This is a genomic window from Paenibacillus sp. FSL W8-0439, from assembly GCF_038008995.1.
Classification (GTDB): domain Bacteria; phylum Bacillota; class Bacilli; order Paenibacillales; family Paenibacillaceae; genus Paenibacillus; species Paenibacillus polymyxa.
Genome location: NZ_JBBPAK010000001.1, coordinates 4,031,007 through 4,046,749 on the forward strand (window position 1 = coordinate 4,031,007; position 15,743 = coordinate 4,046,749).

Annotated in this window: 13 protein-coding genes and 1 pseudogene; 1 reads left to right on the plus strand and 13 read right to left on the minus strand. The window is 41.8% G+C overall.

Annotation, left to right across the window (positions count from 1 at the left end; translation table 11 throughout):
* Window positions 1–136: 136 nt before the first annotated feature.
* The 9 genes and pseudogenes from MKX36_RS17300 to MKX36_RS17340 all read right to left on the minus strand — a co-directional run bounded on the left by MKX36_RS17300 (window position 137) and on the right by MKX36_RS17340 (window position 10,695).
* Complete coding sequence (locus tag MKX36_RS17300) at window positions 137–1,012, minus strand: hypothetical protein (protein ID WP_340865165.1); 876 nt, start codon at window positions 1,010–1,012, stop codon at window positions 137–139.
* A 182-nt stretch (window positions 1,013–1,194) separates the two neighbouring features.
* A complete protein-coding gene (locus MKX36_RS17305; RefSeq protein ID WP_340865166.1) occupies window positions 1,195–1,587 on the minus strand; it encodes a DUF6979 family protein in 393 nt (130 codons plus the stop codon).
* Window positions 1,588–1,778: 191 nt separating this feature from the next.
* Entirely contained in the window at window positions 1,779–2,150 is a 372-nt protein-coding gene (locus MKX36_RS17310) for a hypothetical protein (RefSeq protein ID WP_340865167.1), read from the minus strand.
* A 138-nt stretch (window positions 2,151–2,288) separates the two neighbouring features.
* Window positions 2,289–2,942, minus strand: a complete 654-nt coding sequence (locus MKX36_RS17315) for a hypothetical protein (protein ID WP_340865168.1) — start codon at window positions 2,940–2,942, stop codon at window positions 2,289–2,291.
* 195 nt (window positions 2,943–3,137) lie between these two features.
* Entirely contained in the window at window positions 3,138–3,341 is a 204-nt protein-coding gene (locus MKX36_RS17320; RefSeq protein ID WP_031461903.1) for a helix-turn-helix domain-containing protein, read from the minus strand.
* Between the two features lie 520 nt (window positions 3,342–3,861).
* Window positions 3,862–4,899 (minus strand): annotated as a pseudogene (locus MKX36_RS17325) (tyrosine-type recombinase/integrase).
* Between the two features lie 218 nt (window positions 4,900–5,117).
* Window positions 5,118–7,181, minus strand: coding sequence for a methyl-accepting chemotaxis protein (locus tag MKX36_RS17330; protein WP_107733213.1), 2,064 nt, complete (start codon window positions 7,179–7,181; stop codon window positions 5,118–5,120).
* Between the two features lie 353 nt (window positions 7,182–7,534).
* A complete protein-coding gene (locus MKX36_RS17335; protein WP_340865170.1) occupies window positions 7,535–8,074 on the minus strand; it encodes a CueP family metal-binding protein in 540 nt (179 codons plus the stop codon).
* A gap of 233 nt (window positions 8,075–8,307) precedes the next feature.
* The gene (locus MKX36_RS17340) at window positions 8,308–10,695 is read right to left on the minus strand and encodes a polyprenyl synthetase family protein (RefSeq protein WP_340865172.1); all 2,388 of its coding nucleotides are present in this window, start codon (window positions 10,693–10,695) and stop codon (window positions 8,308–8,310) included.
* Between the two features lie 178 nt (window positions 10,696–10,873).
* Between MKX36_RS17340 and MKX36_RS17345 the strand changes: the two genes are divergently transcribed.
* Entirely contained in the window at window positions 10,874–11,443 is a 570-nt protein-coding gene (locus MKX36_RS17345) for a TerD family protein (RefSeq protein ID WP_040103221.1), read from the plus strand.
* A gap of 43 nt (window positions 11,444–11,486) precedes the next feature.
* Here MKX36_RS17345 and MKX36_RS17350 read toward each other — a convergent pair whose 3' ends face one another.
* The 4 genes from MKX36_RS17350 to MKX36_RS17365 all read right to left on the minus strand — a co-directional run bounded on the left by MKX36_RS17350 (window position 11,487) and on the right by MKX36_RS17365 (window position 15,731).
* Window positions 11,487–12,407, minus strand: coding sequence for a hypothetical protein (locus MKX36_RS17350; RefSeq protein WP_340865173.1), 921 nt, complete (start codon window positions 12,405–12,407; stop codon window positions 11,487–11,489).
* 217 nt (window positions 12,408–12,624) lie between these two features.
* Window positions 12,625–13,566, minus strand: coding sequence for an ADP-ribosylglycohydrolase family protein (locus MKX36_RS17355; protein WP_340865174.1), 942 nt, complete (start codon window positions 13,564–13,566; stop codon window positions 12,625–12,627).
* An 84-nt stretch (window positions 13,567–13,650) separates the two neighbouring features.
* Complete coding sequence (locus MKX36_RS17360; protein ID WP_340865175.1) at window positions 13,651–14,736, minus strand: hypothetical protein; 1,086 nt, start codon at window positions 14,734–14,736, stop codon at window positions 13,651–13,653.
* Window positions 14,736–15,731, minus strand: a complete 996-nt coding sequence (locus tag MKX36_RS17365; RefSeq protein WP_340865177.1) for a hypothetical protein — start codon at window positions 15,729–15,731, stop codon at window positions 14,736–14,738. Before MKX36_RS17365 ends, MKX36_RS17360 begins: the two co-directional genes overlap by 1 nt.
* Window positions 15,732–15,743 lie beyond the last annotated feature (12 nt).

Sequence of the window (15,743 nt, forward strand, 5' to 3'; positions counted from 1 at the left end):
CTTTTTTAGTTTGTAGTATAGCATTCCAGTTCTTTCGGATAACGTTCCTGTATTCACGACCCAGCGCATGCTGGGTGTCCGACGACTGCCAGCGCAGTGTGAATATTATGTTAGGCGATGCTGTCCTATGACACCCTCAAAATCTTATTCTTCTTATTCGTCTTTTTCTTACTACTTCTTTTTGTAATTTTTCAGTCTCACTCTTCTCTTTTTTAAATTTTTCTACGTCTGAAACAATTTCTTTGAGTAATCTATCAACTGCTATATAAACAATCACAGCTGAATACACAAATAAATATTCGAAAGATAAAATATTTTTATTAGAGAGATACTGAGAAAACTTACTGTATGATTCCATTATTGAGTAACCAATTATTAGTGTGTAAATAATTAATCTTCTCATAAATAAAGTCTCATAGCTATTGAAATTAACTATGTACATCTTTTTACTAAATCTTAAATACACCCATGCGTTAGCGTAAATCGGTAAGAATAAAAGAGAATAAAAATAATCTTGATCACTCCATTTTAATTCGGACATGATTAGCAAAGATAAATAAAAAGGGATAAATAAATAAAAAGTATGAACCAATTGCTCGATAAAAAGTAATATACGTTTTGCAATATACGTTTTCCATACTGCTCTATGAACAATCCAACCAAGAATCCCACTCGTTTTGCTAATATTATTTCGATTTCTAAATTCAGTATAAGCGCTTGTTTCTATAACGATTAAGATTGTAAATATAATTAGAACGATAATAAATATTAAGGATTGATATTCTGAGAAAGAAACTAGATATAAACCAATAGTTGCAAATGAAACAATCAAAATCAAGAATGAAATCTCAAAAAAATAGATCCAATACTTCGAAAATAATTTCTTAGCCAACTTCTTACCTACAAATTCACAAAATGGAACAATACCCTTCATAAAAATCAAACCAGATATTATTGCTAAGATAATTAATACAACAATAAAAATTCCTATTATCAAAAAATTATTTAACACCCATGTTCCTCCCCTTATCTTCTATGACAGTTTCGCCTAACGTTTCTGTATTCATGAACCCGTCAGGGTTGTCTGCTGAAGTGCCTCTCCGAAACCCTTCCCGCAGACCAAGGCTCCAAAGAGCCGCTGCTTGAATATTATGTTATGCGTTGCAATTGCCATCCCTGAGAATACCATGAAGATTATCCTTGTATGTAATTCTTCTTATAGACTGCCTTTACAACATCCATTTGATGATTGTGTGATATTCCACTATTATTAGTAACCTTGTTCCATAGTTCTTTAATGTCTTCTAATAGATTTGGTTGTACCTTTATTAATTTAACAGCCTTAATTGCATAATCCTTGTTTTTTGATTTTCTTCTTGTGTTATAAAGACCTTTTGGAATCCCTTCAATACATCCCTCTTCGCATAATCCTAGAAAAGCGTTCTTTGGACACCCCTTCTTTTGCCCCCATGTTCCTTTACCAAACAATTCAGACGTAGCAATATCCCAGGCTTCGACTGGTGAATTAGTTACTCCTTGATAAATTAGCTCTACTGCTTTATTAGCTGCTTGGTCATACTTGCTCATTTAAATCCCCCTTGAGTTAACTTCAAATAATATGCAAGTGTTTCGCATAACGTTTCTGTATTCATGAACCCGTCAGGGTTGTCTGCTGAAATGCCTCTCCGAAATCCTTCTCACAGACCTAGGCTCCAACTGAGCCGCAGCTCGAATATTATGTTATGTGTAGTTATCACTCCATTGATTGACATTCTAATTTACGCCTTCCAACCCATCTCTTTATACAATCTTCTAATCTGTTTTATAAAACTATCATCTTTTCTTCCCTTATTTATAATCTCTTCATCTGTGGTCACAGCCCATCTAAAAATTTGTTCAATGCTCCCGTAGCTACGTTTAAATCCTTTGGCCAACTTCAGTATGTTTTCTTTAGTTGGTGCAAATGATAATACTACTCTTAACTCTTCATCTATCCAAGGTCTCCCCTTATTTTCTGTGCTATACACTTGTTTTTTCTCATATTCAAAAATCAATAATTTCGTTTTTTGGATTACTTGGTCTGCTGTTAGTTCTTCAATTCCTTCATTAAGTAATTCAATTAATCTATCTTTATATTCTTTCTTTTTCATAGATTTCCCCTCCATGATCTTTTCAATAATTACACATAACGTTCCTGTATTCACGACCCAGCGTAGGCTGGGTGGCCGGCGAATGCCGAACCCAGGGCGTATGCCCGCAGCGTGAATATTATGTTATATGAAGTTCGTTTAGTTGTTTAGCTTACCCAACAATGCTTTTACACTTGAAGTGTTATTTTCTTTGTCTTTTGTTGTCCATGCCACAGTCATATTAAATTTCTTGAGCAGTTGAATTAACTCGGCTATATCTTCAACAGCTCCATCAGTATAAACATATAATTTTCTTAAAGTTTTATCTTGAGGCTTTTTGTTTTCAGGAAGTTTCACTTCGTGCTTTAACACTGTTTTATCAGCTTCATCTACTACTTTTAACTCGCTTATTATGCTTCTATTTTTTCTTAATTCAGTAATTTTGTTGTTACGATTTATGCTTTGAGGAATGCTACTATTAAGCTGTTCAAGAAAGTTCTTAAAATCAAAAGAACCTGAACTTGAATTTAGCTGTAATTCCTTTATTAGAACTTCTTTCAATTCATCTTTTATATATACTTCAAACTGACCTTTACTATGGTTACCATATACCTTTACAGGCTTTATAAGGTTGGTGTTTCTCAGATATATAAATAATTTGTCTTTTGAATCTTTGTCTTCATCTGATAAAAACATCATAAATAAGAATCTTCCTTTTCCAACTTGGGTTTCAAAGATTAATGTTTTATCATCCGATGCGATAGCCTCTGCATAAATGTTATTCAATTTATTAAAATTAAATTGTGTTGTCATTTCTGTTCCTCTCATTTTTTAGGATTCCACATAACGTTTCTGTATTCATGAACCCCGAAGGGTTGTCTGCTGAAATGCTTCCCTGAAATCCTTCTCGCAGACCAAGGTTCCGAAAGGGAACCGCTGCTTGAATATTATGTTATACGATGGAATCACTTCTTCGATTAACCAACATTCATTCTTGATTCTAATCTGTCATTGTTCTGCTATATGCTCCAATAAATCTCCTGGCTGACAACTTAAAGCCGCACATAATTTATCAATCACTTCTAACGATACATACTCATTCGTATTGAGCTTCGCCATTGTAGCAGACGAGATACCTGTCATTTTCAATAAATCCTGCTTCTTAATCTCCCTGTCGATCAATAATTTTTGAAAAGGTTTATAACTTATCATCTGATATTCCTTTCACACATCAAGTGAATTTTTCTTTAATTATATGAAAGTATATTTTCTTTATCAAAAACAACTTCAGCTACAACCAGTTCTCATCCGAACGGAATCTTTACTTCAAGCAGTTACATGAAGGAGTACCGGAGAATATACAGAAGACCCTATTTCTTTACGATGATGCTGAGCTTTCTGTTCAAGCTATTTTAGAACGTGAAATTTATTTGCAAGGTTTTAAGGACGCTCTTCACCTGCATAACGAATTACATATACCTTTAGATTGAGAGCCTTCTGGCTCTTTTTCAATTTGATTCTGTCGTATAACGCCTTATTTACGAACTTCCGAAAGAATACTCTCTTCGTCATATTCACGAACTTCGTGAATCCTGCACTTTTCTCCTAATTTCCGCACTTTCTGCGTTTCAATCCTCCAGCCCGCTCATCCGATCCAACGGACTTTGAATCCGCCCAATGTCCCGTCTGTTCACATGTGTATACCGCTCCGTCGTTCGTACACTCTGATGCCCTAGCAGAGTTCCTGAATATAGCGAAGATCAATCCCATTCTCCAGCAAGTGGGTCGCAAAGGAATGCCTTAGCGAATGGATACTCACCTGTTTGCGAATGCCCGCTTCAGCCAGCGCTTTTTCAAACACTTTCTACGCTGAATGTTCCGTCAGGTGGCGGCCTTCCCTCTGCCCTGGAAACAGCCAGTCTGCTGGCTGCTCCACCCCTATATACTGCTCGACCACCGCAAAAGCCGCTTCGGATAGCAGCGTTTGCCGATCCTTCCTGCCCTTTCCCTGACGAACTTTCAGTACTTTCCGTTCACGGTCGCAGTCTTCAAGACGCAACCTCACCACTTCGCTTACCCGCAGCCCGGATGTATACGTCAGGTACAGAATAGCCTTATGCTTTAGATTTTTCACTGCTTTCAACAGACGCATAACCTCATTCAGGGACAGCACATCTGGCAGTTTACTCTCCTTTTTCGGACGAACATAGGCGGCGGATTTGGGCTGCTTTAGCACATGGCGAAAGTAAAATTTCAGCGCGCTGATCGCTTGGTTAACATAAGCGTGCGAAAGGCCTTTTTCGAGCAGCGCCAACGCATATTTTTGCACCGCCGCATCATTTATGCTTGCTTCGGTCCCTTGCAATCCGGCAAAAAAACGTTCCGTTTGCGATATGTATGCTTTAATCGTCTTGCTGCTGTAGCCCCTTGCCACCAATGCATCGCGCATTTCTTGCCGCTGATCCGAATTCCATTCACCTCGTTCCGAAGATGAGGGAACCACATTAGCCTGCGCGTCCCGACGATCCAGCCACTCCAGGATGTACGGCAGCTCTTTATTCAATCGCTCGTCGCACTCGAACTTACAACTCCGATACGCTTCCAACAGGCTTTCTACAGCCGAGATACTGTACGGAATCGCCCAGATTTTTTCGTCTGGAACCCATTTCCTGCCCGGTATGGATCGAATCCCTTCTCTTTCCTTGACTCCGTATCGCTCCAACCGTACGCCAATCGTTTTTTTATCCCGATAAAGTAGGTTTATCTTCATATCACTTGCCTCCTTAGTATATCAGCCGTTCAAAAAATTGGAAATCTAATTTTACACAAAAAAAGGGACTTAAGATGGATATTCATCTTAAGTCCCTGATTCTTTCAGAGTGAATTATTGATTCATTAAGTCCAATTTTCATTATCATAAAGTGTCTTGCCTTTACTTGTCCAGTTCCTCCGTCACATCATCCCATAGCATCGCCGCCACCTACCATGTTACTCGACCTTGAACTGTTTTAATTCGTCTTGCAGCTTAGTGGACAATTGGTTTAATTGTTTGGATAGTTCAGCAACCTGTTCGAAGCTCTCCAATTGTTCCTGCGTGCTGGCGCTAACCTCTTCGGTTGAAGCGGAATTCTCTTCGGTAGTGGAAGAGATGATCTCCAACGCCTGTAAAATCTCATCTTTGTGCTTGTGGACTTTGGAGGTGTTCGTGCTGATCTGGATCATTCGTAATTTCAAATCTTCCAAATCCTTGTTAATGCTAAAGAACACTTGCTTCGTGTCCTCCACCGATCTGGCATTTTCTTCTGCAATTTTCAGACCATGAACGGTATGCTCAACCGATACACTGGTTTTTTCTTCGATGACACGGACCTTCTTGTAGATTTCCTGTGTCGCCAGCGCCGTCTGCTCAGCCAGCTTGCGAACCTCTCCGGCAACCACAGCAAACCCTTTGCCCTGTTCTCCCGCACGTGCAGCTTCTATGGAAGCATTAAGCGCCAGCAGGTTGGTCTGTGTTGCAATTTGGTTGACCGTACCCACAATGCTCGAAATCTCATGACGGCTCAGATCGATATCCTGAATGATTGCCGACATCGCTTGGGTGGAATTATGATTTTCTTCCGCCCATTTGGATAGCTGGTCTACTACCGCAAGCCCTTGTCCGCTTTGTTCGACCGAGGTTTGCACCATAGATTCGATGGCTTTTGTATCATTGGCAATTTCGTCAATTTGTCCGGATAATGCTCCAGTTTTCTGCAAAATGTTATCTGTTTCAATGGACTGGTAGTTCGTCGCATTGGCAATTTCATTGATTGCTGTCGCCGTATCGTTCATCGTGATTGCAGTTCTGGAAGAAATGGATTGCAAATCATGAGAAGACTGATTCAAGACTTGGGCTGATCCACCCACCAATTGGAGCATACCTTGAATTTTTTGAACCATATTGTAAACTCCTTGATGAATTTGCCCGATTTCGTTGTTGGAATGCGTATCAAACTGAACGGTCATATCTCCATTCTCAATCATCTTGATTTTGGCGAGCAATTTCGGGATTGCTCTTAACTGATAGCGGAGCGTTATATAACAAATCACAACGAGCAGGATGGTGGCTGCCGAAAAACCGCCGATAATAATTTGGGTAAACGCTTTTAATTCTGCGAGCGCCTCTTGTTGAGAAATGGTTAAGCCTACAGACCACCCTGTATCTTTACTGGTTCCATACCCGATATAACGAGGTTCCCCATTATCATAAATCAACTGTACTCCGGACTCACCGGCAATCATTTTCTTGCCAATCTCGCCAAGATCTCCTGTGTTTTCGTTAATCTTTTCTTTCAGCACTTTATTTTGATCAGGGTGATACAAAATATCACCTGTTTTGGATGCAAGAATCGAATAGCCTGTGCTTCCAAGCGAATAGCTTTGCATAATGGCAGGGATGTCTTTTAAGGCAATATCAACAACTGCAAATCCGATTAATTGGTTACTTTTATCCTTGATTGGATAGAAAATGCCCATGATCATATTACCCGAATTGACGTCCTTATAGGGTTCTGAGTAGTATAAACCGTCTGCTTCAACAGCTGGCTTGAAGTATGGGCGTGTATGAATATCGAAGTCCGGCTTGGAAGTAATACCATCATTCTGTAAATAGAAACCTTTGCCAGCTATTCCCGCAATCCAAGCATCGGCAAAAGATGGCTCTGCCTTTACAATCGCTGCTAGGGTCGCTTCGGTTTCTGCAGCATATGGAGAAGTTTTCACCATCTCAGCCGATTCAGTAGTCTCTATATATTTCTTAAAGAGATTATTGGTTGACATTTGTTGGACAAGCGAGCCCTTTTCCTTAAATAACGCATCAAATTGACTGACTGTGGCCTGCGTCTTGGTCTGGAGCATGGCCTCTTGCTGCTTGACAAGCATGCTTTGCGTGCTTGAATACATGAACGTCCCCAAGGTTGCAAAAACGAGAACGATAATGACTAACAAGACCATGGCCAATGTGTTGGCCATGCTCAATGATTTGGATAGGCGATTCTTAATACTTTGTAACATGGTTTCATCTCCCAAAGAATAGTGAGCGAAAAGCTCTTAAATAATATGTCGGAAGTTTACAGTTGTATTAATATACTTTCCATTGAATTTTAATGAATTTTTAATAAACGCAATTTAAAGTTTCGTATCTTAGTCTTAAGCTATTGCTCCAAAGAAAAGCTTGGCTTAACAACTTTAGTTGCCAGTTGACCCCTCATAGACTCCCTCAAAATTTGTTCTACAACCTAACAAAAGCAGCACAAAGAGCCTCCGTCAGACGCAGGCTCTTTACTAAAAGCTATGTATGAGAACGCAGGGTTTTGCGGACTTAGAGCGTTTCAGCGATCCATAAGCTCAACCCTCATCCTCCGTCGTTAACCCAACTGCATCGTCGTGATACATGTATCGTCTTTCTCATATGTAGAGAATTCCGTTTGGGCCGTTTTACCTTCATGATTCACGCTAATGCGGTAGGTTTTGTCCCTTGGCAGCCATAGATCAATAAAACCATTGGGTTGTGATTTCATGGCAGCATTCTCCATGATGACATTCCCTTCGATGTCGTGAACGGTCACATTGAATTCTCCGTTTTTTATTTCGCCTTGGCAGCCCGTTAGACTATGAGTTGCGCAAGGGTGGGTCTGGTCTACATATGGCGCAATCGAAACAAAAAACTCGTTGTCAGGCAAATTATAAGTCATGGGTCGAGTATCGTTCCCGGTGACCATCAACTGACTGGAATTAATAGAAGCGGATTGGGCTGTTGCCTTGCCTGCACTGATATCATGCACCAATCGCTTGATATCTGTTGTCCCGAGCTTGTCCGCTCCTTCTTTCTGAAAATTTCCAGTAATCAGATACGTGCCCAATGCCGCAACAACCAAGCCTGAAGCGACCAAGATTCCCTTTTTCATCTGGAGTTCATCTCCTTGTCCGTCTTTAAATCATTATAATAGAGAACGCGCCGTAACGGATAAAATACGGTACTGAAGTCACCAGATATTCACATCTTTACTGTGATTGTTCAGAGGTATCTGCGTTACATTAGATGATCACCAAGGAGAAGAAAAGGAGCATGAGCAGCTCTCTGCTGGCTCAACGTACAAACACCCCACCACTCCTATGGAGCCACGGGGTATAATCCTTTTTACCGATCCCGGTCCACGATATAATTCATTAAGTGCTTCAAAAAAGAGATATTGCGTGGCACCTCTTTTAATGCTTCCATGGCAAGGCAATAGTGCTCCCACATCTCTTTACTAGCACCTTCATAGCCAAGGATGGACACGAAATTTGAATTATTGTTATCCGAATCCTGACCCACAGGTTTTCCAAGTAAGTGCGTATCTCCTTCCACATCAAGCAAATCATCTTTAATCTGAAACGCAATCCCCATATGATAGGCGAATTTCTGCAAAGCAGCAATCTCTGATTCCTCGGCCTGTGCGAGCATGGCTGGCATAACGAGACAAGCCTCAAACGCCACTCCTGTTTTGTAAAAGCACATCATATTCAGCTGCTCCAAGGTCAAAGCCTTTCCTTTGGAATCCAGATCCATCGCCTGACCCATACACATATCCTCTGCCTTACGGGCCGAGTATTGGATCAAGGCAAGCACCGTCTCAGCATTGAACTGGTTCAGTGACGATTGCTCCCCGATGGCCTTCTGGATCAGATACAGACCGGTTAATTCCGCAGTAGCGCTATTGTGCACCTGATGTAATGTCTGACGCCCTCTACGGGTAGAGGCGTTATCCTGGGAAGGCAAATCATCAAAAATCAGGGAGGCTGTATGCATATATTCCAATGATCGCAGAAGAGGTACGATTGCCGAAGCGTCTAAACCATATTCATTTACGCCCATGACCCAAGTCAAAATAGGACGTATCCTTTTCCCATCCCCCTCAAGACTATAATTGGCAGCATCAATAAGCTGTTCTTTCATGGCCTCGATCCCAGAAGGCTTGGTTATTTTCAATTGGTTGTTAATCTGGTCCCGGACGGTTTTGACCGTATTCATAAAGTCTTCCTTTTCCCTCGAATCGTTTTTCAAATGGGTAATCATCTGGTCACGAAGCAGCTTATCGAAGAAATCTACATCCTCTGCTTTGCCCACCATCTTCTGAATGAGACGATTGAATTCCGGATTTCCGGATGCAAAAATTTCCATTATTTCATTGTACTTTTCTGCACCTACCCGTTCTTTATAACGTTTGAGTCCATTTATTGCACGGTCCAGTATCACCTCGCGAGCCGTGGCATCGGAATGATACACGTTATGGATCAAATTAGAAATGACCGCCCAGTATAGTTCGAAGGGATTGATCAAATCCGATCTTTGCTGATGATATTTTAGATAATAGGTATAGGGTGTTACTGCACCGTCTCTCATATCGTCAGCCATATCCGCAAAATCATCAGCAAGCTGGTTGTAGATACCGTAATAGAATGTTCGTTGCTCAAACCCTTCATCCTCAGGAGCACTTATCACGGAACGGACAATCAAGCGGGAAGAAGCAGATTTTAAAATCACGGGTATATAAAGTTCTTCATTGGTGTAATTGGCTTTCGCTAGATCCTTATCCCGATCGATATCTTGAGAATGAAAGAAAACGTAGGACTGCTCGAAAAAGGTTTGCTGTGTGTCTGACCGCTGATGTGCCTTAATAAACTCAAAAGCATCCGAGAGCTCCGAATGGATATAGCAAATGAAATTCATATGCTCACCGGTCCAGTCGCCCAGCTCTGGCACAGATCCGGTAAGAAGCGCAGTACGTATCATATGGGAGTATTGTTCTTTCTCTTGAACGGTCAACAGCTGAGAATCGAGAAGATCATCAATAAAAGGATAGGTCAGCCCATAGGAATACCCAAGCCTAATCGCTTCATCCAGTCTGCGCGAACGTTCAACAGGTGACACGGCTTCGTCCATTTCTTCCATCACATGCAGAATAACCCCAATGATGATTTTAATCAGTTTGCGCTGGGCGTGCTCTGCATCCATTTCCTCGGGAATATGAGAAGATACAGAGTTAAGCTTGTTGATTAGCCAGATTACAGTGGCTTCGATCCCTTCCTTTTGAGACCACCGATACACCCCGGCTATATTCATAAACTCCGGTTGATTTCTTCTATTAGCACGGGTGGGTTGAAGCAAATATCTTTTCACGTCAGCAATAACGCGCTGAATCCGGGTCTGTGTGTTCGCAGAATCTAGAGCCTTGCCTAGATCCCTCATGTAAATATAAGAGACACTTCGCTTCAGATAATCATCCAATTTGCCTGTGTAACTCAGCCATTGAATGTATCTGTCATAATCCCGAGTATCCGGCTTTCTCTTATTCCGCGAAAAGAAGGATAACCATGAAGAAGGACGGATATGATTCCTTTTCCATATATGGATATCTTCTGTAAGAGAAGTCACATAAGTCTTATCCTTGACCTGATTATAGAGTGATGCAAAATACTGGAGCGCCTTCTGCTCAGCCAGCTGGTATCCTGTATCGGCTCGAAATTTTTCATTCATATGATGCATTACCTCAACTTCTCATTTTGTTTAAACATGGTTGCATTTCTCCCTAAGGGAACGAATTTGGATCATGTTTTTATCTTTATACGGAAAAAAATCTGTGAAGTTACGAATAGATTATATCCTTCTATATATATGCTACAATTTCAGAGTAGAACAAAAATAATGATAGGGAGGCATAACGTTGAGTATTAGTCTAGTTAAAGGGCAGAAGGTAGACCTGACCAAAAATAATCCACACTTATCCGTACTAAAAGTAGGGCTTGGATGGGACCCTATGAGGGGTAGATCCATGGATATTGATGCGTCAGCACTGCTTCTTAATGAGAACGGCAAGCTGACTCAGACGAAAAATCTAGTATATTTCGGAAACAAAAATAGCCCTTGCGGGGCCGTCGTACATAGTGGTGATAACTTGACAGGACATGGTGACGGTGATGATGAAGTCATTACTGTATCCCTTCAACAACTACCACCTGAAGTGCATAGAGTCGTATTTATTGTGAATATATTCCGTTTTTTCAGCTTTGGTAGACGTAAGGATTTCAGTATGGTGAACAATGCTTATATTCGAGTATTGGATGCGTCGCAAGATGAAGAGATTCTCCGATACAATTTGACAGAGGACTATAAAGGGATGTGTAGCATCCGTGTAGGTGAAGTCTACCGCTATGGAGGGGAGTGGAAATTCGGTGCTATTGGGGAAGGAAGCACCATTACCTCCCTGAATGAGCTTGTCAAAACGTATGAATAAGTATTTTTGGTGTTAAGGAAAAACCCACGTCTGACGTGGGTTTTTATACTATCTCTTCAACAGCCACCTGATACAGCAGAGAACCTTCACGGAGCAGCAGGCGATCTTTTCTGAAATCCTGTTCATGCGGTTGAAGGAACTTTTGATCGTCATTTAAAAAGCGAATGTGTTGTCCTTTGCTCAAGCTGCCTGGCTTCACATTCTTTTTCAGGACATATTGTCCATTCTTGCCATACCCGCCGTCGAACAAAAAGTGGTACCCATCTCTAGCCACCCCGGAGCAGCCGGAAATCCTCGGATTCATAAACGTAATATTCGTACGGTCGCTACCGGAAATATACCCTAATGAAAAGTCTGAATAGTAATAAAACCAGATTTCCTGTTCGCTAACCACGTTCAAAGCATAGCAATCATGAATGTCTGCCGCTTGGTTCTCATATATTTTGTGTCCCTCTTTATTCCAGGCGACAAGGCCGGAGGACCCCACAGGCTCATTCCAACCATAATTCCCGAATATACCTTCATCAAAATAACTGGTCCAGATCGTACCTTCTTTTGTAACCTGGACACTCTGGATACCGTCTCCGAGCAGTAGTTCATTCACGGTACGGCCTTCATAATCAATAACTTTACCATTTAGATCGTATTGATCAGGTCCATAATAATGACAACGAGCTCCGACGAGTAACAAATAATTTTGTAGAGGCTGTACATAATGATAGTTAAACTGCTGCCCCTCCAAACACACCTCTTGAATGTGATCGTCTATAATGAGTACCTTGTAAGTACGTTTCTCTTTAAGAGAGGCAGGCGTGAACATCCCCCGCACTCGTTCTGGGACTTTATCAATGAGCAAAATATACACGCGTCCATCAGGACCAAATTGGGTCGAAACGATCTCAAACCCTTCTATATTATTGGAAATATCGACAAATGAATGAAGCTGTTTATCTAGATGTAACAATGTAGTTCCTCCTCTAAAAGATCAGTAAAGTGAAGTATGATTTGTACTTGACTTCATTTTGTCATAAGGACATGTAGCTGAGGAGGGCAGAAGTATGGCGATATGGGTAGTTATCCCAAGAGATGAGTCGTCGTTAAAAAGATAGTGAACAAAAAAAGCCGAGCTCTGCTTCATAAAAAAGCAACCCAGCTTGATCTTTATAAATGCTCTGTTCCTCTTAAAGTGTCTGGCCCTTGTCGGCCTTCTGCCATAAAGCCTCAGTCAGCTCATCAATCGTCTCTTTCATTGCCAGCTTCTCGCGCCAGTGGATCGGGATACCGTTTAGCCCGTAATAAGCCCCTGCAATCTGGCCGTACACTGCTCCGGTCGTATCTGCGTCATCTCCCAGATTTACGGCCAGCAGTGCCCCCTCTTCAAATGAAGCCGAGTGGTGAAATGCCCACAGCGCAGCCTCAAGGGAACGAATAACATAACCGCTTCCTTGGATTTCGGGCGGCTCCTTATGCTTGTAAGATCCCTGAATAATTTCTTCAATGGCTGCCGAAAAAGCTGACTGTTCCTGCTGCTGCCACTTATAGCAGACATCAGCTGATAACATGGATTCCTTGTCCGCTCCCCGCAGACCTGCCACAAGGATTGAAGCAAGCACAGCACAGGCCTCCACACTTTCGACTGCTCCATGGGTGGTGCGCGAGCTCAGCTCGGCGTACATCACGGCTTCTTTCGGGCGGTTCGCATAGGCCATGGCGACAGGTGCAAGCCTCATAATCGAACCATTACCAGCAGTCATGGGGTCAACGGACCCGCTATATGGATCTCCAGTGGCTTCGAAGCGATGCAGTGCTGCTCTCGTCGCACCACCGATATCAAAGCACGTTCCCGTGCTGCTCATATATCCCAGGTGGTACCAATTGGTGTAGCGGCGCATTTGATCTGCTGGATCAAAGCTATCTTTTCGCACCATGCTCTCGGCCAAACAGAGTGCCATAGACGTATCATCTGTCCACTGCCCCGCCTTCAGTCCAAATACACCACCGCCTACGATATCCGTTACAGGTTCAAATGTGCCTGGACTGCTAAACTCTACTGTGGTTCCCAAAGCATCACCCACAGCCAGCCCAACCAGGCATCCCCAAAAACGACCCTTGATCAGTGCCATTTTGATGTACACTCCTTTGTAATTGTTATAGCTAATGCATATTTTTCCGTATGACCAGGATGGAAGAAAATCCGGTAACGCTAATTATTCGTAGCTCAAGGCTTTACAACCGCTATCTGGATGTAATTCAACGAAAATCCCTGCCTCTTGATGGTAAATGAGTGAAAATCGCTCCGTATCTACATGTTCCCGCGCACCGCTTGAAAGCCGCCATACCTGAAGCGGGACTTCTTTTCCCCATAAGAATAATCGGTCGCCGCAAACGGTCATATCCGCTTGGGGATATGGGTAAATCCGGTATTCATCAGGCTTGCAGTTTAGAGGGGGGATGGCAGAAAGCACACGTCGGTACCCAGGCTGAGTCATATCGAATAGGACAACCGCCGGTTCCACTCCTTCCTCTCCCCAATCTTCCTCCTCCAGTAAATCGGCATCCATCTGTCCCCATACCGCCAATGTATCAGGTCCTGTCCAGCATATTGGCCCATCCCAATCTATGGTTTGCCAAAGATGGCGAACTGACGGACCATTTTCCGATTCCCATGGGTTCAGTAGCCAATCAGATAATGACCAAGTTCGGACCACCCCCAAGGGAGCCCATACCCATCCCGTATCCGCAATCCACTTTCCCTCTGGAGAAGCCAGCAGCCTCCCATGAAAATAATCTAGATAATGCTCATCCTTGTTTTCATTGTTATAAACTGGGGTAGGTCTTGCAGTCAAAAGCCTCCCTGTTTCTATATCCGTCAGATCCAGCCGGTTCCATTCCGTTCCATGAACAAGGATACACATACCGTCTTGATGTACAAATGCCAGGGGAAACATACTTTTATCATAGTGGTATTCGTCCCGCGATAATTGCATTTTTTCTTGAGCATGGACTAAATCATACACTGCCGCATGCCGGCCAAAACGATTGGATATGGCTACGTACTTCTCGTCAGGACTGGTCACCATTTGGACAGGTTGCATGGGATTAAAATCAGGGATACAAATACGTGTACATAATTCTGCGTTACCAGAATACAGCTCTAGCCTCCACAGTTCTGCTTGTGTGTTTAGTGCTAGCAGGGTTATGCTGCCCTGAGAGCCACCTTTTACAGGATGAATGGCCGTAAGGCGTCCGATAGGCGATGGTAAATCAGGTAAAGAAACGTGAGAGAATGGCATCATTTAACCCCTTTTACTCTGGATAAATCATAATGTATACCCGCATTTGCGAAGATAGTATTATCGACAAAAAATCCGAGTTCAAGCAATGCAGTCAATACTTTCATAAAAACTCCCGGTTTTTTCTTGCAGAATAATTTAAAATATGTAATTTCGCTAGGATTACTTTTGAGAACAAAATAGGAGTAATTCATCAAGATCAAATGGGAGATGAACTGCTCTGTTGGAGATTGATGCTCATTGATACAGTCGATCAGCACCTCTAATGCCCTATTTTTATTAGAGTTATAGGCTTGTATAAATATCTTTGCTTCTGCAAACGACTTGTTGAAATCATCATACGGAAAATCATATACATCATGACTGCCCAAGATGAAGTTGACCAACTGGCCTTGCAAATTTTTTATTTTTCTCAGCGTTGCTCGGGTATCCATATCCATCTTATTTTTGTTAATATGCTCATGCAAAATATCGATTAGAATGTGCAAATCATACTGCTGTCCGTCTTCCATACTGTACAGTATCTTATTATTTTCAATCGTTAGACGATCATAAATGTCATCTCCTAAACCCAATTCAAATAAGAGAAGGTGAAGAAAAAATAGCCTATCCTGAGTAAGTGAGAATTCATTCCCTCTCTCTGCTAGATGTGAAACTTGATATTGATAATAAACACAACATAAGTTTTTTCTGCAATAAGCAACATCTTTATGTATATCAAACATGTTAAAAATAAGCGCAAGCAATCGAATCAGACGTTCAGCATCCGTTACGCTTAGAATGGGATGATCCATTTTGGTAAATAGCGACCTGTCAAATAAATCATGCCATCGCACTAAAGAAATATGATCCTGCTCATTTATATTCAGAGTTAATATTCTTAAATTTTGCTCTTGATCAGGATAGGAATAAAATAGATTTTCATGATCCAAATCAGAAATGCGCTCATTAAAGTAGGCTCTTAATTTGTAATCGTATATTTCAGAAAAAGACATTTCTCTCCTCCT

Excerpts from the sequence above, each read along its gene's own strand:
- MKX36_RS17305 (WP_340865166.1), bottom strand. The coding sequence starts at position 1,587 with ATGAGCAAGTATGACCAAGCAGCTAATAAAGCAGTAGAGCTAATTTAT.
- MKX36_RS17310 (WP_340865167.1), bottom strand. The coding sequence starts at position 2,150 with ATGAAAAAGAAAGAATATAAAGATAGATTAATTGAATTACTTAATGAA.
- MKX36_RS17315 (WP_340865168.1), bottom strand. The coding sequence starts at position 2,942 with ATGACAACACAATTTAATTTTAATAAATTGAATAACATTTATGCAGAG.
- MKX36_RS17320 (WP_031461903.1), bottom strand. The coding sequence starts at position 3,341 with ATGATAAGTTATAAACCTTTTCAAAAATTATTGATCGACAGGGAGATT.
- MKX36_RS17330 (WP_107733213.1), bottom strand. The coding sequence starts at position 7,181 with ATGTTACAAAGTATTAAGAATCGCCTATCCAAATCATTGAGCATGGCC.
- MKX36_RS17335 (WP_340865170.1), bottom strand. The coding sequence starts at position 8,074 with ATGAAAAAGGGAATCTTGGTCGCTTCAGGCTTGGTTGTTGCGGCATTG.
- MKX36_RS17340 (WP_340865172.1), bottom strand. The coding sequence starts at position 10,695 with ATGCATCATATGAATGAAAAATTTCGAGCCGATACAGGATACCAGCTG.
- MKX36_RS17355 (WP_340865174.1), bottom strand. The coding sequence starts at position 13,566 with ATGGCACTGATCAAGGGTCGTTTTTGGGGATGCCTGGTTGGGCTGGCT.
- MKX36_RS17360 (WP_340865175.1), bottom strand. The coding sequence starts at position 14,736 with ATGCCATTCTCTCACGTTTCTTTACCTGATTTACCATCGCCTATCGGA.
- MKX36_RS17365 (WP_340865177.1), bottom strand. The coding sequence starts at position 15,731 with ATGTCTTTTTCTGAAATATACGATTACAAATTAAGAGCCTACTTTAAT.